14 protein-coding genes are annotated in these 17062 nt (G+C 75.2%); 8 read left to right on the top strand and 6 right to left on the bottom strand.

Annotation, left to right across the window (positions count from 1 at the left end; translation table 11 throughout):
- Positions 1-56: 56 nt before the first annotated feature.
- On the bottom strand, positions 57-1055 hold the full coding sequence (locus AB0K34_RS24360; RefSeq protein ID WP_364551007.1) for an aldo/keto reductase: 999 nt from the start codon (positions 1053-1055) through the stop codon (positions 57-59).
- A 91-nt stretch (positions 1056-1146) separates the two neighbouring features.
- Here AB0K34_RS24360 and AB0K34_RS24365 point away from each other — a divergent pair, with 91 nt between their 5' ends.
- Entirely contained in the window at positions 1147-2574 is a 1428-nt protein-coding gene (locus AB0K34_RS24365) for an NDP-hexose 2,3-dehydratase family protein (protein WP_364551009.1), read from the top strand.
- Between the two features lie 67 nt (positions 2575-2641).
- On the opposite strand, the gene AB0K34_RS24370 is transcribed toward AB0K34_RS24365, so the two are convergent.
- Positions 2642-4246, bottom strand: coding sequence for an MFS transporter (locus AB0K34_RS24370; protein ID WP_138638445.1), 1605 nt, complete (start codon positions 4244-4246; stop codon positions 2642-2644).
- A gap of 63 nt (positions 4247-4309) precedes the next feature.
- Positions 4310-4795 carry an SRPBCC family protein gene (locus AB0K34_RS24375; protein WP_364551011.1) on the bottom strand — a complete coding sequence of 162 codons (486 nt, stop codon included), beginning with the start codon at positions 4793-4795 and terminating at the stop codon, positions 4310-4312.
- 182 nt (positions 4796-4977) lie between these two features.
- Here AB0K34_RS24375 and AB0K34_RS24380 point away from each other — a divergent pair, with 182 nt between their 5' ends.
- The 7 genes from AB0K34_RS24380 (at position 4978) to AB0K34_RS24410 (ending at position 13395) form a co-directional block, all read left to right on the top strand.
- Positions 4978-5499 carry a pyridoxamine 5'-phosphate oxidase family protein gene (locus AB0K34_RS24380; protein ID WP_301176211.1) on the top strand — a complete coding sequence of 174 codons (522 nt, stop codon included), beginning with the start codon at positions 4978-4980 and terminating at the stop codon, positions 5497-5499.
- A gap of 18 nt (positions 5500-5517) precedes the next feature.
- Positions 5518-6867 (top strand): cytochrome P450, encoded by a 1350-nt coding sequence (locus tag AB0K34_RS24385; RefSeq protein ID WP_301176210.1) that lies wholly within the window; start codon positions 5518-5520, stop codon positions 6865-6867.
- 61 nt (positions 6868-6928) lie between these two features.
- A complete protein-coding gene (locus tag AB0K34_RS24390; RefSeq protein WP_364551014.1) occupies positions 6929-7753 on the top strand; it encodes a methyltransferase domain-containing protein in 825 nt (274 codons plus the stop codon).
- The gene (locus AB0K34_RS24395; RefSeq protein WP_364551016.1) at positions 7750-8757 is read left to right on the top strand and encodes an NAD(P)-dependent oxidoreductase; all 1008 of its coding nucleotides are present in this window, start codon (positions 7750-7752) and stop codon (positions 8755-8757) included. The genes AB0K34_RS24390 and AB0K34_RS24395 overlap by 4 nt, the downstream gene beginning before the upstream one ends.
- On the top strand, positions 8754-10262 hold the full coding sequence (locus tag AB0K34_RS24400) for a TldD/PmbA family protein (protein WP_364551018.1): 1509 nt from the start codon (positions 8754-8756) through the stop codon (positions 10260-10262). Before AB0K34_RS24395 ends, AB0K34_RS24400 begins: the two co-directional genes overlap by 4 nt.
- A complete protein-coding gene (locus tag AB0K34_RS24405) occupies positions 10259-11671 on the top strand; it encodes a metallopeptidase TldD-related protein (RefSeq protein ID WP_364551020.1) in 1413 nt (470 codons plus the stop codon). The genes AB0K34_RS24400 and AB0K34_RS24405 overlap by 4 nt, the downstream gene beginning before the upstream one ends.
- Positions 11668-13395, top strand: coding sequence for an ABC transporter substrate-binding protein (locus AB0K34_RS24410; protein ID WP_364551022.1), 1728 nt, complete (start codon positions 11668-11670; stop codon positions 13393-13395). The genes AB0K34_RS24405 and AB0K34_RS24410 overlap by 4 nt, the downstream gene beginning before the upstream one ends.
- An 18-nt stretch (positions 13396-13413) precedes the next feature.
- On the opposite strand, the gene AB0K34_RS24415 is transcribed toward AB0K34_RS24410, so the two are convergent.
- The 3 genes from AB0K34_RS24415 to AB0K34_RS24425 form a co-directional block, all read right to left on the bottom strand.
- Complete coding sequence (locus AB0K34_RS24415; RefSeq protein ID WP_138638437.1) at positions 13414-15120, bottom strand: ABC transporter substrate-binding protein; 1707 nt, start codon at positions 15118-15120, stop codon at positions 13414-13416.
- Positions 15117-16046: a methyltransferase domain-containing protein gene (locus AB0K34_RS24420; protein ID WP_364551024.1), complete on the bottom strand. Its 930-nt coding sequence runs from the start codon at positions 16044-16046 to the stop codon at positions 15117-15119. The genes AB0K34_RS24415 and AB0K34_RS24420 overlap by 4 nt, the downstream gene beginning before the upstream one ends.
- 71 nt (positions 16047-16117) lie before the next feature.
- Positions 16118-17050, bottom strand: a complete 933-nt coding sequence (locus AB0K34_RS24425; RefSeq protein ID WP_138638604.1) for a homocysteine S-methyltransferase family protein — start codon at positions 17048-17050, stop codon at positions 16118-16120.
- Between the last annotated feature and the right edge of the window lie 12 nt (positions 17051-17062).

Raw genomic sequence — 17062 nt, forward strand, 5'->3', positions numbered from 1 at the left:
AAAGCGAGAGGCGATTCAGTCCGGATACGGCCAGCGGAGGGGGCGGGGCGCCCGGGTCAGGTGAGCCAGGCGGCGGGCCCCGCGCCGCCGTGGCCGAGCGGCGGGAACAGCTCCTCCAGCCGCGCCGACTCGTCGGCGGCCAGCGGTGCGCACAGCGCGCGGAGGGCGCCGTCGACGTGGGCGGGGGTGCGCGGGCCGATGACCGGCGCGGTGACGTCCGGCCGGGACAGCACCCATGCCAGGCCGACCTCGGCGGGGTCGCGGCCGAACTCCCGGCACAGCGCCTCGTACCGCTCGATCGTGCCGCGCAGGGCCGGGAGCGCCGCCTCGGCCCGCCCCTGCGCCGACTTCACCGCGGTGCCCTCGGCCAGCTTGCGCAGGACGCCGCCGAGCAGCCCGCCGTGCAGCGGCGACCACGCCAGCACCCCGGCGCCGTAGTGCCGCGCGGCCGGGATGACCTCCAGTTCGGCGTGCCGGACGGCCAGGTTGTACAGGCACTGCTCGCTGGCGAGGCCGGGCAGCGAGCGCCGGCGTGCCGCCTCCTGACCTGCGGCGATGCCCCAGCCGGGGAAGTTCGAGGAGCCGGTGTAGCGGATCTTGCCCTGGCGGACGAGGGTCTCCATCGCCGTCCAGATCTCCTCCCAGCCGACGCCCGGGTCGGGGCGGTGCAGCTGGTACAGGTCGATCCAGTCGGTGCGCAGCCGGCGCAGCGACTCCTCGCAGGACGCGATGATGTTGCGGGCGGACAGGCCCCGGTCGTTCGGGCCGCGGTCCATCGGCTCGCCGACCTTGGTGGCGAGGACGACGCCGTCCCGGCGGCCGGGGCGGGCGGCCAGCCAGCGGCCGACGACCTCCTCGGCGTGGCCCTTGCGCACCCGCCAGCCGTAGATGTTGGCGGTGTCGACGAAGTCGATGCCCTCGGCCGCCGCGTGGTCGAGCAGCCGGTGCGCCGCCGGCTCCTCGACCCGGCCGCCGAAGTTGACCGTGCCGAGGGCGAGCCTGCTCACCCGCAGCCCGGTGGCCCCCAGCCGGACGTGCCGGTCGTCGTCGGACATGCGTTCCCTCCAGCCCGCGGCGAACAGCGTACTATCTTATAATTAAGTAGGTGCGTTATCTACGCCACCCGCCGCCCGCAAGGAGGCGCCGTTGGACACCCGATCCGGCCCGCTCCTGCTGGCGCCCGCCGCGCCCGGCGTCGGCGACCTGGCCAGGCGCCTCGCCGCCTCGGCGGCGCACGTGCCGCGCCCCCCGGCCTGGGCGGTGGCGTGGCTCGCCGAGCGCCGCGACCGGAACCCCTTCGAGGTGACCGGGGTCCCGTTCGCCCGGCTGGACGGGTGGGCCTTCGCGCCCGGCTCCGGGGACCTCGTCCACCGCAGCGGCCGGTTCTTCTCCGTGGAGGGCATCCGGGTGCGCGCCGGCCGCGGCCCGGTCCGCACCTGGGAGCAGCCGATCATCAACCAGCCGGACGTCGGGGTGCTCGGCATCGTGGCCCGGGAGATCGACGGCGTGCTGCGCTTCCTGATGCAGGCGAAGGCGGAGCCCGGCAACGTCAACACCGTCCAGCTCTCCCCGACGGTGCAGGCCACGGCGAGCAACTTCCAGCGCGTGCACGGCGGCGCGCCGTCCCGCTACCTGGAGTACTTCGCCCGCGACGGGCTCGCCCGCGTCCTCGTGGACGTGCTCCAGTCCGAGCAGGGGGCCTGGTTCCGGGGCAAGCGCAACCGCAACATCGTGGTGGAGGCCACCGGGCCGGTCGACGTCCACGACGACTTCGCCTGGTTCACGCTCGGCGAGCTGTACGCGCTGCTGCGGCTGCCGAACGTCGTCAACATGGACGCCCGGACCGTGCTGTCGTGCCTGCCGCTGCCGGTCGCGGCCGATCCCGCGGACGGGTTCGGCGCGGCGCTGCGGCGCTCGGCGCGCGCCCTCGACCGGGGCGCGCTGCACCGGCCCGGCGAGGTGCGCGGCTGGCTCACCGCCCGCAAGATGGCGCACACGCTGGACGTGCGGCCGGTGCCGCTGGACGCGGTGGAGGGCTGGCGCCGCGACGACCGGGAGATCTTCCACACGGGCGGCCGCCACTTCACCATCTCCGGGGTCCGGGTGCGGGCGAGCAACCGGGAGGTGCGGGACTGGTGCCAGCCGCTGCTGCGCCCGCGCGGCACGGGCCTCGCGGTGTTCCTGGCCCGGCCGATCCGCGGCGTCCTGCACGTGCTGGCCCGCGCCGACCTCGCGCCCGGCCACCGCGACGTCGTCGAGGTCGGGCCGACCGTGCAGTGCACGCCCGCCGACCAGGCGCGGCTGCCGCCCCCGGACCGGGCCCGCTACCTGGACCTGGTCACCGCCGGGGGCGGCGCCGTCCGCTACGACGTGGAGCAGTCGGAGGAGGGCGGCCGGTTCCAGCGGGCGGTGACCCGCAACCAGATCGTCCAGGTGGACGACGACTTCCCGCTGGAGGTGCCGCCGGACTTCCGGTGGCTGACCGTGGCGCAGCTCCGCGAGCTGACGCGGGCGAGCTACCAGGTGAACATCGAGGCCCGCACGCTCGCCCTCTGCCTGCACGCCCTCCGCTGACCCGGCCCGCTCCACCGCCCCCGCCCGCTCCATTGCTCCGGCCCGCTCCATCGGCCCGGCCCGCGGTTCAGCCGAGCGGGTCGGCGGCGTGCGCGGGCTCCGACGCCGTCGCCTCGTCCGGCGCGGCCTCCTCTTCCCCGCGCGGCACCTTGATCAGCCAGATCAGGGGCAGGCAGAGCAGGCTGAGCACCATGGCGCCGGCGAACGCGGCGTGCATCCCGGACGCGAACGCCTCGTGCGCCTGCCGGACGACGGCCGACACCAGCTCGTCCGGCGTCCCGGGCGGCACGGGCGCGGCCCCCAGCGCGACCGACTCGGTGTCCATCCGGTCGGCGATCCCGGCGGGGACGCCGGCGCCGGTGAGCTTGCCGGCCAGCCCGTTCTCCACGACCAGCGCGATCGCGGTGCCGACGGAGGCGACGCCGATCGCCGGGCCGAGGCTGCCCATCGTCTCGCCGACGCCGGAGGCGACCCCGGCGAGCCGCTTCGGGGCGCTGCTGATGACGACCTCGGTGCCGATGGGCACGATGAAGCTCATGCTGATGCCGAGCGCGATGAGGTAGGGCCACAGCGCGTGGTACCCGGTGTCGACCCCGGCGCGGGTGATGCCGAACAGCCCGACCATCAGCAGCACGGTGCCCGCGAGCAGCGGCGGGCGCGGGCCGAGCTTCTGGTTGAGCAGCCCGCCGAGCGGCGCCGCGATGATCCCGGTCGCCGGGATCGGCAGCAGTTCCAGCCCCGCGCGCAGCGCCCCGGCGCCCTGGACGTTCTGGAAGTACAGCGCCAGGTGGAACCAGGCCGCGAACATCACCCCGGAGCCGAGCAGGAGCAGCAGGTTGCCGCCCGCGAAGGCGCGGGACCGGAACAGCTCGGGCGGCGTCAGCGGCTGGCCCGCCGTCCGCTCCCGCAGGGCGTACAGGACGCCCGCGGCCAGCGCGACCGCGAAGCAGGCGAGCGGCAGCGCGCCGGTCCAGCCGCGCTCGGGCACCTGGTTGATGCCGAGGACGAGCGCGAGGATCGTGACGGTGAGCAGCGCCATGCCGGGCAGGTCGACGCGGCGCCGGGCGTCCTGCGGCGGGGTGGGCGCGATGAGCGCGAGCACCATGGCGAGGGCGATCAGGCCGCCGATGACGTTGATGTAGAAGGCCCAGCGCCAGCCGGCGTACTCGACGACGACCCCGCCGAGGAACGGGCCGGACGCCGACGACAGCGCGAACGTGCCCATGAAGACGCCGACGGCGACCTTCAGCTTGTCCTCGGGGAAGGTCAGCCGCAGGATCGCCAGCGCGGACGGCAGCAGGCTGGCGCCGAACGCGCCCTGCACCACCCGGAACGCGATCAGCGTCCCGATGTCCTGGGCGACGCCGACCAGGCCGGACGCCGCGATGAAGCCGACCAGGCCGATCAGGAAGACCCGCCGCTGGCCGAACCGGTCGCCGAGCTTGCCCGCGGTGACGAGGGTGGCGGCGTAGGCGAGCATGTACCCGGTGGTGACCCACTGAAGCTCCGCCAGCCCGGTGTGCATCTCCGCGCCGATGGTCGGGTTGGCCACGGTGACGACCATGGCGTCGACGCCGTGCATCATCGCCGACAGGGCCAGGGCCAGCAGCCCGAGCCACAGCCTGGCCGGGACGGGCGCGGCGGGGGCGGCGGGCGCCTTCTTCACATCCATCGGTGACTCCTCGGGCTGGGGGCCGGCGGCCGGGGTCGGGTCTGCGGGGTCACGTCCGCGGGGTCAGATCTCCAGGCCCGGGGGCGAGTGGTCGGCGACGACGGCCAGCTCGATGTCGTGCTCCAGGAGCGCCTTGAGCGCGCACAGCGTCATGGTGAAGCCGCCGGTGGAGTCGGCGACGCGGGCGACGGCGGTGTCCCCGTCGCCGCTGAAGCCGGTCTCGGTGACCTGGACGTAGGTGGTGTCGTCCTTCCACGGGACGAAGCGGAGCGTGACCGTGGTGGCGGCTTCCTCCGGGCCCCAGTCGAAGACGATCCGCTCGCCCTCCTCGGCCTCCTTGACCCGGACGTCCACCGACGCGCCGTACATCTCCCACTCCCACCGGACGGTGGTCCCGGGCACGAGCTTGCCGCTGCTCTTGGTGAACCAGAAGCGGGTGGTGACCGCCGGGTCGGCGAAGGCGCGGAACACCTCCGCGGCGGGGCGCCGGATGAGCATCCCCTCCTTGACCATGGGCGGGCGGGTGAGCGTGAAGGCTGCTTGTGACATGGGATTTCCCCTCTCTGGCGGTGCCGCCGGAGCATCCGCGCGGACGTCTCCGGCCCTACCCTCCATCTCGATATGCAACCAGATGACTGCCTGTTATCGCAAGGGTCGACCCGCATCCCGGCCCCCGCATTTGATTGAGAAACATATAGTTATTTGCCGGGAGCTGACCTATGATCCGGGGCATGGCGTCCTCGGCCTTCAGCACCGAAGTGGACTTCCCCGAACTCACCGACGACTTCCTCCGGCTCACCCGGAGCATCGGCTGGTGCACCGTCGCCACCGTGGACCGCAAGGACCGGCCCCGCAGCCGCATCCTCCACGTCTCGTGGGAGATCGGCCGGGACGCCGGCGGCGACCGCCCGATCGGCTGGGTCAGCACCCCGCGCTCCCCCGTCAAGACCGCCCACCTGGCCCACAACCCGTTCGTCTCCTGCAGCTACTGGAGCCCGGCGCACGACGCGGTGTTCGCCGACTGCGAGGCGTCCTGGGCCGACGACGAGGCGAGCGTCGCGCACGTGTGGGACCTCGTGTCCACCGAGGCCCGCGAACGCGGCTTCGACCCCTACGCCCAGTGGCCCGAAGGCGCCGCCGACCCCGGTTTCCAGGTCCTGCGGCTGGTGCCCTGGCGCGTCCAGATCACCCTCCAAGACCTGGCGCACGGGGAGACCATCGGCTCTTCCCGGGTGTGGCACGCGCAGGACTGAACGCCGGGAGGCGGACCGATGACGACGACCTCGCCGGCGCGCGAACCCGTCCTCGCGCCGGGCGCCGTCCCCGTGCTCGGGCACGGCCTGCACATGAAGAAGCGGCCGGGCGACTTCCTGCTGTCGCTGCAGAACGGCGACCCGGTGACCGTGATCCGGCTCGGCCGGGAGCGCATGTACGTGGTCAACGACCTGGAGCTGATGCGCCAGGTGCAGCGCGACCCCGACACCTTCATCCGGGGCGGCCCCATCACCGAGCGGTTCCGGCAGATGTTCGGCAACGGGCTCGGCATCTCCGAGGGCGAGACGCACCGCCGGCAGCGGGCGCTGATCCAGCCCGCGTTCCACCGCGACCGCATCGTGGCCTACACCGCGATGATGAGCGACCGGGCCGCCGCCGTGGCCGCGTCCTGGACGGACGGCGCGCGCCTGGAGGTCGACCGGGAGATGGACGACCTCGCCCTCGCCAACGTCACCCAGGTGATCTTCTCGGCGGACGCGGGCCTCGACCACAAGAGGTTCATGACCGCGACGACCACCGTCCTCGGCGGGCTGTTCCGGCAGATCGCCGACACCACCGGGCTGCTGACCCGGCTGCCGACCGCGCGCAACCGCGCCTACCGGGACGCGCAGCGGTACCTGCACGGCACCATCGACCGGGTCATCGCCGACTACCGGGCGGCCGACGCCGACCACGGCGACCTGCTGTCGATGATGATGCGGGCCCGCGGCGACGACGGCGAGCCCGCGATGACCGACCGGCAGGTGCACGACGAGGTCGTCACCTTCTTCATCGCCGGGAGCAACACGATCAGCAACACCCTGTCGTGGACGTTCCACGAGCTGGCGCGGCACCCGGAGGTCGAGCGGCGGCTGCACGAGGAGGTGGACGCGGTCCTCGGCGGCCGGGCCGCCGGGTACGACGACGTGAAGGCGCTCGACTACACGCGCCGGGTGCTGGACGAGACGATGCGCTACCGCACGCAGGGCGTGTTCCAGAGCAAGGTGGCCGCGTCCGACACCGTGCTCGGCGGCTACCGGATCCCGGCCGGGGCGCCGGTCCTCTACAGCTTCCACGCCGTCCACCACAACCCGTCGGTGCATCCCGACCCGGAGCGCTACGACCCCGACCGGTGGCTGCCGGAACGGGCCGCCGACCTGCCGCGCGGCGCGTTCACGCCGTTCGCGGTCGGCCCGCACGGCTGCATCGGCGACCAGTTCGCCCGGGTGGAGATGGTCGTGACGCTGGCGACGATCGCCGCCCGGTGGCGGCTGGTGCCGGTCCCCGGGCACACGCCCCGGCCCAAGCCGGCGATCACGATGCCGGTGGACGCGCTCCCGATGACCGCCCACGCGCGCGGCGCCTGACGCCGCGCCTGACGCCCCGACTGACGCCCCGCCGGAGAAGGACGCACGAGAAGGAGACGCCATGCCTGACCAGCCCGGGCTCACCGCCGACCAGATCGGCGAGTACTACGACGACATCGGCGGGCTGGTCGAGCTCGTCGGCGGGAACCTGCACGTCGGGTACTGGGAGGACGGCGACCGCGGCACGTTCCTGGCGGGGCTGCTGCGCCTCACGTCGATGCTGGAGGAGCGGCTGGAGCCGCGCGCCGGGCAGCGCGTCCTGGACGTGGGCTGCGGGGTCGGCGAGCCGGCCGTCCGGATCGCGCAGCACCACGACGTCCGGATCACCGGGATCACGCTCAGCCACTGGCAGGTGCGCGAGGCGACCCGCCGGGTGATCTCCGGCGGCGTGCGCGGGCAGGTGGAGATCGAGCACGCCGACGCGACCGCGCTGCCGTATCCCGACGCGTCCTTCGACGCGGTGCTGGCGTTCGACTCGCTCGCCAACGCCGAGGACAAGGGGCGCTGGCTGGGCGAGATGTTCCGGGTGCTGCGGCCGGGCGGCCGGTGCGTGTTCACCGACTACCCGCGGCTGTCGGACCCGACCGATGCGGAGATGGCGGTGCTGCGGGACGCCGCCCTGTTCGACCCGGCGCCGGCCGGGGAGATCGTCAAGCGCGCCGAGGCCGCCGGGTTCGAGATCCTGGAGGCGCTGGAGTGCGCCCGGAACGTCCGCCGCTACTACGACGAGGTCCTGGTCCGGCTGGAGTCGCTGCGTCCCGTCCTGGACGCGGACTACGGCCCGGAGAAGATGGCGATGTTCGAGCAGGCGCTGAAGACGTCCTACGGCATCTGCCGGGAGCGGCTCGGCTACCTGATCGTCACGTGCCGCAAGCCCGGCGCGTGAGCCCGGGGCCGCCGCCCGCCTCGCCCGCGCATTGGAAGGGCCGCCGGGTCCTGGTCACCGGCGGTGGCGGTTTCCTCGGGACGTGGTTCGCGCGCCGGCTCGCGGAGATCGGCGCGGAGGTCGTCGCCGTGCACCGCCCCCGCCCGGAAGGGCCACTGCCGGACGGGCTCGGGGACGGCTGGGCGCCGGCCGAGGCCGACCTGCGCTCGCCCGCCGAGGTGGAGTCGCTGCTGCGCGGACCGGCGGCGGGCACCGACACCGTCGTGCACTGCGCCGCCGTCTACGGCGACAGCGCGTTCAAGCGTCGGCACGGCGGGACGCTGCTGGCGGCCAACACCCGGCTCGTCTCCACCGTGCTCGACGCGGCGCGCAGGCACGGCGCGGGCACGCTGGTGCTGATCAGCTCGACCGAGGTGTACTCGGCGGCGCTGACCGGGCCGATCCGGGAGGAGGACGACCACCGCGCCCGCCCGGACCTGTCGGGTGACGGCTACGCCCTGGCCAAGGTCTTCGCGGAGCTGCTGGCGGACGAGTACCGGCGCGAGTTCGGCATGACGGTGTTCACGGCGCGCCCCGCGAACGTGTACGGGCCGGGCGACGGCCTCGGCCCCCGGCCTCCGCTGGCGGTCCCGGCGATGCTGCGGCGGCTCGCGGCGGGCGAGCCGGTGCCGGTCTGGGGCGGCGGACGGCAGCGCCGCTCGTTCGTCCACGTCGAGGACATGGTGGAGGCCGTCCTGCAGATGGTCGCGTCCGGCGCCTTCGACACCTTCAACGTCGCCGCGCCCGGGACGGTGTCGATGCTGGAGCTGGCGCACATGGTCGCCGCCGAGTTCGGCGCGCCGGACCGGGTGGAGCTGCGGCCCGACCTGCCGGGCGGCCCGCCCGTCCGGGAGTTCGACACCGCACGCATGCGGCGCGTCATCGACTTCGAGCCGCGCCCCCTGCGGACCGGGATCGCCGATACCGTCCGGTGGTTCCGCGAAGGCGGCGGAGGCCCGCGATGACGGACCCGATCGACGCGTCGTTCCGCGCGCTGCCGCTGGCCGAGGCGGCCGGGGCCGCGCTGGCCCGCGCCGAGCGGCTGGGCGCGCGGCACGCCCGGGTCCGCGTCGCCCGCATCCGGGAGGCGGCCGGGTTCCTGCGCGACGGCCGTCCGGCGGGCGGCCACGACACCACCCGCACCGGCCTCGGCGTGTCGGTCGTGCACGGCGGCGCGCGCGGCTTCGCCGGGTGCGCGGAGCCGGCGCCGCGCGCCGCCGAGGACGCCGCCGAGCGCGCGGTCGCCGCCGCCCGCGTCGCCGCCGGGATCGGGCCGCCGGCCGCCGAGCCCGTCGCGGAGCCGGTGCACCGGGACGCGGTCTGGGCGTCCGCGTACGAGATCAACCCGTTCGACGTGCCGGCCGCCGAGCGCCTCGCGCCGCTGGCCGACTGGAGCCGCCGGCTGCTGGCCGCGCCGGGCGTGGCGCACGTGCACGCCAAGCTGGTCGCCGTCCAGGAGAACGCCTACTACGCCGACCTGGCGGGCACGGTGACGCTCCAGCAGCGGGTCCGGGTCCACCCGATGCTGGTGGCGGCCGGGGCGGACCCGCGCACCGGCGGCGCCGGCACCCTGCGCACCCTCGCCCCGCCGACCGCGCGCGGCTGGGAGTACCTGACCGGCACCGGCTGGGACTGGGACGCCGAGATCGCCGGGCTGCCCGCGCTGCTGGCCGCCAAGCTGCGCGCCCCCGCCGCCGAGCCGGGCCGCTTCGACCTGGTGATCGACCCGTCCAACCTGTGGCTGACCCTGCACGAGACGGTCGGGCACGCGACCGAGCTGGACCGGGCCGCCGGCCACGAGACCGGCTACGCGGGCGGCTCGTTCGTCCGGCCGGAGTCGCTCGGCTCGCTGCGGTACGGGTCGGAGCTGATGAACGTGACCGCCGACCGCACCGCCCCGCAGGGCCTCGCCACCGTCGGGTTCGACGACGAGGGCGTCGCGGCCGGGGCCTGGGACCTGGTGTCGGAGGGCGTGCTGACCGGCGTCCAGACCGACCGGCACACCGCGCCGCTGATCGGGGCGGAGCGCTCGACCGGCTGCGCGTACGCCGAGTCGGCGCTGCACGCGCCGATGTCGCGGATGCCGAACGTGTCGCTGCGCCCCGCCCCCGCCGGGCCCGGCGTCGAGGAGCTGATCGGGACGGTGGACGACGGCCTGTACGTGGTCGGCTCGGGGAGCTGGTCGATCGACACGCGGCGGCGCGGGTTCCAGTTCACCGCGCAGCGCTGCCACCGCATCCGGCGCGGGCGGCTCGCGGGCCAGGTCCGCGACGTCGCCTACGGCGGCGAGACCACCGCGTTCTGGGGGTCGCTCGCCGGGGTGGGCGGCCCCGGGACGTACCGGATGTTCGGCGCCGACCTGTGCGGCAAGGGGCAGCCGCTGCAGATCGCGCCGGCCGGGCACGGCTGCCCGGCGGCGCTGTTCACCGGGGTCGCCGTCCGCGACGCGGCCAGGGAGGCGGGGCTGTGAGCCGGACCCGGCAGGACGCCCCGCCGTCGCCCGCCGCGCTCGCCGAACGGGCCGCGGAGGCGAGCGGCGCGGACGAGTGCGTCGTGACCGTCGAGGTGCGCGGCGGCGCGCACCTCCGCTGGGCGAACAACGCCGTCACCGCGTCGGGGCACGTCCACGACCACCGGGTCACCGTCGTGTCGGCCGTGGCCCGGCGGGACGGGATCACGGTCGGCAGTGTGACCGGCCAGACAGGTCCCGGCGGCGAGGTGGACGGCCTGGTCGAGGCCGCCGACGCAGCCGCCCGCTCGGCCCCTGCCGATCCGGACGCCACGGGCCCGGTCGGGGACCGCGCGTCGCCCGATTGGGCCGATCCTCCCGCCGAGGCCCCCGCCGCACTGCTCGCGCCGGTCGCGGCGTCACTGCGGTCGGCGGTCGACCGCGCCAATGCGGAAGGACGGCTGCTCTACGGGTACGCCGAGCGAGGTTTCCGCACCAGTTACGTCGCGTCGAGCACCGGCCTGCGGCTCCGGCACGTCCAGCGCGAAGGGCTGCTCGACCTCACCGTGCGCGGCTCCAATGGCGCGGGCCAGGTCTGGGCGGGCAACGGCTGGACGGGTTCGCAGGCGGACGACGACGTCGCCGCCCTGGACGAGCGCCTGCGCTACCGCCTGCACCCCGAACTGCCGCGCGCCGAACTCCCCGAGGGCCGCTACGAGGTACTGCTGTCGCCGTCCTGCGTGGCCGACCTGATGCTGCACCTGTACCGGGCGGCCGGAGCCGGAGACGCGGCGGACGGCGCGTCCCCCTTCGCCGATCCGGGTGTCGGCACGCGGCTCACGCCGATGCCGCTCAGCCTGGAGTCCGGGCCCGGCCTTCCGGGGCTGGAGTGCGCGCCGTTCCTGCTGCCCGGCGCCGCCGACGAGTTCGCGGCCGGGCTCGCCGCCCCGGAGGACGCGGGCCTGCCGCTCTCCCCCACGGAGTGGATCTCCGGCGGGACGCTCGCGGCCCTCGTCCAGACCCGCCGGACGGCCGCTCGCACCGGGCTGCCGCTCACCCCCTGGATCGGCAACCTGCGGCTGTCCGGCCCGCCCGGCGGGCGGACGCTGCCGGAGATGGTGGCCGCCACCGACCGCGCCGTGCTGATCGACTGCGTCTGGTACGTCCGGACGGTCGACGCCGCGACGCTGCTGCTCACCGGGCTCACCCGCGACGGCGTCCACCTGGTCGAGCACGGCGAGATCACGGCGGCGCTGCCCGACCTGCGCTTCACCGAGAGCCCCGTGCACCTGCTGCGGCGCGTCACCGAGGTGGGCCGCACCGGCCCCGCGCTGCCCCGCGAGTGGGGCGACGGCTTCACCCGCACGGCGATGCCGCCGCTGCGCGTCGAGGGCTTCCCGCTGTTCCCGAGCGAAAGGGCGACCACGTGACCATCTCGGCAACCGGCGCCGGCGCGGCCGCACCGCGCCGCGGCGGCGTCCTCACCCTGGTCGGCGCCGGAGACGTCGACCATCTCGACCCGGCGCTGGCCTACCACACCGTCACGCGCGGCCTGCTGCGCTGCTACACCCGGCAGCTCGTCCAGTACGTGGCGAGCCGGGACCGGGCGGCGGCGGGACGGATCACCGCCGACCTGGCCACCGAGGTGCCCGCCCGCGCCAACGGCCGGCTGAGCGCCGACGGCCGCGTCTACGTGTTCACCCTCCGCGAGGGCGCCGCCTGGCACACCCCGGCGGGCCCGCGCCAGGTCACGGCGGCCGACGTGGTGCGCGGGATCAAGCGGCTGGCGCACCCGCTCGCGCCGTGCCCCGGCCTGCCCTACTACCTGAGCACCGTCGAGGGGATGGCCGGGTTCCGGGACGCCCTGGAGCGGGCGCCGCGCGACCCGGCGGCGATCGCCGAGGCGCTGGAGGCCACCGACCTGCCCGGCGTGCGCGCGGACGGCGACGCCGAGGTGGTGGTGACCCTCCGGGAGCCCGCGCACGACCTGCTCAACATGCTGGCGCTGCCGTTCGCGACCCCGGCGCCCGCCGAGTACCTGCCGTTCGTGCCGGGCAGCCCGGAGCTGGACGCGGCGCTCATGTCGAACGGCCCGTACCGCGTCACCCGGTACGTCCCGGAGCGGCGGATCGTGCTGGAGCGCAACCCCTCCTGGGACCCGGCCACCGACGGCCTGCGCGCCGCGCACATCGACGGCGTGGACGTGCGGCAGGGCGTCGCCGAAGAAGAGGCCCACCGGCTCGTCGCGGACGGCGAGGCCGACATGCTCTGGGACATCCAGCCGCTCACCGAGCGGCTCCCGGAGCTGCTGGCGTCGAGCGACCCGCGTCTGGAGGTCTACCCGGCCGGGCTGTTCAGCCCGTACCTGGTCGTGAACTTCGCCAGCCCCAATGAAGGCGGCGCGCTCGGGTCGCGGCTCGTCCGGGAGGCGCTGCAGTACGCGGTGGACAAGGAGGCCGTGTCGCGCGTCTGGGGCGGGCCCCGGCTGAACGACATCGCCGACCAGATCCTGCCTCCGCTGTGCGCGGCGCACCGGCCCGTCCGGTACTACGGCACCGACCACGGCCGCGGCGACCCGGCGCGGGCCCGCCGCCTTCTCGCGGAGGCCGGATACGGCGACGGGCTCACCCTCAAGCTGGTGTACCGCGACCGCGACATCCATCCCGAGACCGCCGAGGCCGTCATCAAGGCCATGGACCGGGCCGGGATCACCGTCGAGCCGGTGCCCGCGTCGATCAACGCGCTGTTCGACGAGTACCTGTCCGCACCGGACGCGGTCCGCACCGGCGCCTGGGACCTCGCGCTGACCGGCTGGGAGCCGGACTGGTACGGCGACAACGCCCGCACCTACCTGCAGCCGCTCCTGGACAGCCGGGACGTCGCCCCGGACGGCGACTGGGGCGCCAACTTCGGCCGGTACCGCAGCGAGACCGTCAACGACCTGCTGGCGCGGGCGCTGTCCTGCGGCGACGCCGAGGAGGCCGGGGAGCTGTTCCGGCGGGTGGAGCGGGAGGCGATGCGCGACGCGGGGATCGTCCCGATCCTGTTCGCGCACCAGTACTGGTTCCACTCCACCCGCGTCCGGAACTGGCTGCCCTACCCGGTCCTCAACGGCGACCCGACCAACCTCTGGCTCGCCGAGCGCGCCGGCTGACCTCCGCGACCGGCCGCGTCAGGGCTCCAGCCACAGGTTGGCCAGGTCGAACCAGCGGTCGATGGTGGGCATCGGGACCGCGTCGCGGACGCGCGCCCCGCGCAGGTGCGGGATCGTCGGGGCGTGGACGAGCAGCGGCACGATCGCGGCGTCCGCCATCACCCGCGCGTCCACCCGGTGCCACAGCTCCTCCGCCTCGCCCTGGTCGGTCGCCGACAGCGCCGCCTCGATCAGCCGGTCGGTCTCGGGGTCGCTGTAGCAGCCGTAGTTGCTGGTCCCGCGCGTCTCGTTGGTCTGGAACATCGGCTGGAGGAACGCGCGGCCGTTGTTGCCGAACCAGTCGGGCGTCCAGGCGGGCGCCGACAGGTCCCAGCCGCCCGCGCGCGCGTTGGCGGGGTCCTGGAGGAACGGGTAGTAGTCGGCGTGGCCGAGCGGGATCATCCGCAGCGTGATGCCGATCTTCGCGAGGTCGGCGGCGAGCGATTCGGCGACCTCCGGGTTGGCGTCCACGTCCCGGTGCACCATCGTGAGCGTCAGCCCGTCCGCGTACCCGGCCTCGACCAGCAGCGCCCGCGCCTTCTCCGGGTCGCCCCGGAACCCGGGCGTCGGGTACGGGTCGAGCTCCCGGTAGCCGTAGTTGCCGGGCGGGATCGCCGAGGTCGCGGGCCACATGACGGTCCCCGCGCTCAGCTCGTCGAAGATCGTCACCATGGCGGTGCGGTCCACGGCGTAGGAGATCGCCTGCCGGACCTTCAGCTTCGTCGTCGCGCCGTCCTCGTTCGGGCTGACCATGTTGAAGACGAGGTACGGGTTCAGCGCGTAGCCGAGGTTGTTGCCGGGGTCGGTCGGGTTGACGTCGTAGGGCTCGGTGACCGGGGACGCCCACGACAGGTCGGCGCCGCCCGAGCGGATCCGCTCCCCCACCTGGTCCGGCGTCGCCTTCTCCATCACGACCTCGACGCCGTCGAGGTACTGGTGGCGGATCGGGTCGGTCTCCTGGCGCCACACCGGGTTCCGCTCCATCCGCAGCTCCCGGCCGTGGACGTAGTGGGAGAGCCGGTAGGGGCCGATGGAGCGGACGTTCGCCCGGAAGTCCGGCCCGTCGGGAAGGTAGCCGTCGTACTCGGCGGGGGCGGGCGACCCGAACGTCATCGCGAGGATGTGCGGGAAGTCCAGCGCCGGCCGCACCAGCTCGAACCGCACCGTGTGGTCGTCCACGGCCCGGACGCCCGGGATGTCGTGGGAGTTCTGGAACGCGGCGAGGTCGCGGGCGGTGGGCTCGGTCCCGGCCATGGCGGCGGTGTAGTCGTCGCTGAAGCGGGCGAAACCGCGGATCGTGCTCGTGTAGTAGTGGATCGCCCCGCCCCGGAACACCGGGTTGGCCGCCCGCTTGAACCCGCGCACCACGTCGTGGGCGGTGACCTCGCGGGCGGGCTCGGTGTCCCACAGCACCCCGCGCCGCAGCGGCACCGTGTAGGTGAGGTGGTCGTCGCTGAGCAGCCCGTTGGCGAGCGTCGGCATCTCGGTCGCCAGGTCCGGGACGGGGACGACCTGCCGCCAGTCGCGCAGCACCGGGATCGGCGGGTAGGCGAACAGCTGCCGGGTGAACAGCCGCAGGATCTGGCCCGACAGCATGTAGTAGGAGCTGGCCGGGTCGACGTGGTCCATGCTGCCCGGCCCGTACAGCCTGAGGACGCCGCCGCGGCGGGGGCTCGCACCGGTCATCGGACGCCCTCGCTTCCCTGCGCCGCGCCCTGAACGGCCCCGTCCCGCCCTGCGACGGCGCGGACGCACAGCGCGGTGGACGTCAGCTCGATCCCGCCGCCGTCGTCCGCGTACGGTTCGACGGCGGCGGCCACCGCGTCCCAGACGCCGGGGGCGTCCGGCGAGCCGAACCGGTCGCGGACGGCGTCCAGCAGCGACGGCGGCGACACCGCCTTGTTGAAGTCGGCGTACTCGGCCGCCCGGTCGAGCCGGAACGGCACCGCGAACTCCTCGACCGACACCTCGGCGAACCCGGCCCGGCGCAGCCCGGCGGAGAGCGCGGCCGGGTCGGACATGCTGAACGGCCCCGGCATGCCGGGCGGCGGCGCGGGCAGGTCCAGCAGGCCCGCGAGCACCCGGTAGCCGAGGCCGATCATCGGGACGTCGGGCGGCGGCGCCCACACCGCGGCGGCGAGCACCCCGCCGGGCGCGAGCAGCCGCCGCAGGCCGGCGAAGGCCGCCGCGTGGTCGCAGGCGAACATCAGCCCCCACCGGCTGAGCACCGCGTCGAACGACCCGGCGGGCAGGCCGATGGACTCCACGTCCGCCTGGACGAACTCCAGCGGCGCCAGCGCGGCGGCGTCCGGCGCGGCGGCGGCGCGGCGGCGGGCCGCCGCGAGCATCCGCGGGGAGATGTCCGCGCCGACCACCCGCCCGGTCGGGCCGGCCGCGCGGGCCGCCGACAGCGCGGGCTCGCCGAGACCGGTGGCGACGTCCAGCACGCGGTGGCCGGGGCCGACGCCCGCGAGCTCCAGCAGCCGGCCGGTGACGGCCGCCGCGCCGCGCTCGAAGACGCCCATCGCGTCCTCCCAGCCGGGGCTGATGGCGTCCCACGAGGCGCGCTGCCCCGTCTTGACCGTCGTCGGGTCGATCGATGGTGCCGTCATCGGCGTCCTCCAGGTGGCTCGTCGGGCGGTGGGTGCGGGGCGTGGGAGCGGGGCCGTGGGAGCGGGGCGGGTCAGCCGGCGGGCTCGGCGACGGGCCCGGCGCCGGCGCCGATGAGCGCGCGGGCGGCGGCCAGGTGATCGGGCGTGGTGCCGCAGCAGCCGCCGAGGACGTCGAGGCCGTACCGGTCCCGCCAGCCGGCCATCAGCTCGGCGAACTCGTCCGGGCCGACGGCGGCGGGCAGCGCCCGGTCGGTGTGCTCCCAGCGGCCGAGCGAGCCGCGGTCCTCCAGGTTGGGCGCGACGCCGATCGGGCCCGAGCACCGTTCCCGGAGCCGGTCGAGCGCGGCGGGCACGTCCGCGAGGGCGGTGCAGTTGACCAGGACGGCCTCCGCGCCGTCGCGTTCGGCGGCGGCCGCCGCGTCCCCGACCCGCTCACCGGACGGCAGCAGCCCGTCCGGCCCGCAGACGAAGCTCACCCAGGCGCGGCCGCCGCCGGCGAGCGCGGCGGCGAGCGCGGTCCTGGCCTCCCGCTCGGTGTTCATGGTCTCGATGAGGAACAGCTCGACGCCGGACCGCCGCGCCTCGGTGACCAGCCACGCGTGCTCGGCGGCCAGTTCGTCGGCGGGCGGCACCAGGTCGGGCCGGTAGCAGTCCTCGACGGGCGCCATCGACGCGGCGATCACGGCGTCCGGGCGGCGCGCCTGCTCGCGGGCCGACTGCGCGACCCCGACGGCGGCGTGCACCATCCAGGCGAGCCCGGCGGCGTCGAGGCCGATCCGGCGCAGCGTCCGCAGGTTGCACCGGAAGGTGTTGGCGGTGAGCACGTCGGCGCCCGCCTCCAGGTGCGCGCGCTGCACGGCCCGCAGCTTGGTGCGGTTGGGTTCGCCGTTCAGCGCGCGGACCGTCCACCAGGGGCCGTCCACCGCGAGCCCGGCGCGCTGCAGCTCGGTGGCGGTCGCGCCGTCCAGCCACAGGGGCCGCCGGCCGTTCGTCGTCGGTTCCATGCTCTGCCTTCC

The sequence above is a fragment of the Actinomadura sp. NPDC049382 genome (assembly GCF_040677125.1).
GTDB classification, from domain to species: Bacteria; Actinomycetota; Actinomycetes; order Streptosporangiales; family Streptosporangiaceae; genus Spirillospora; species Spirillospora geliboluensis.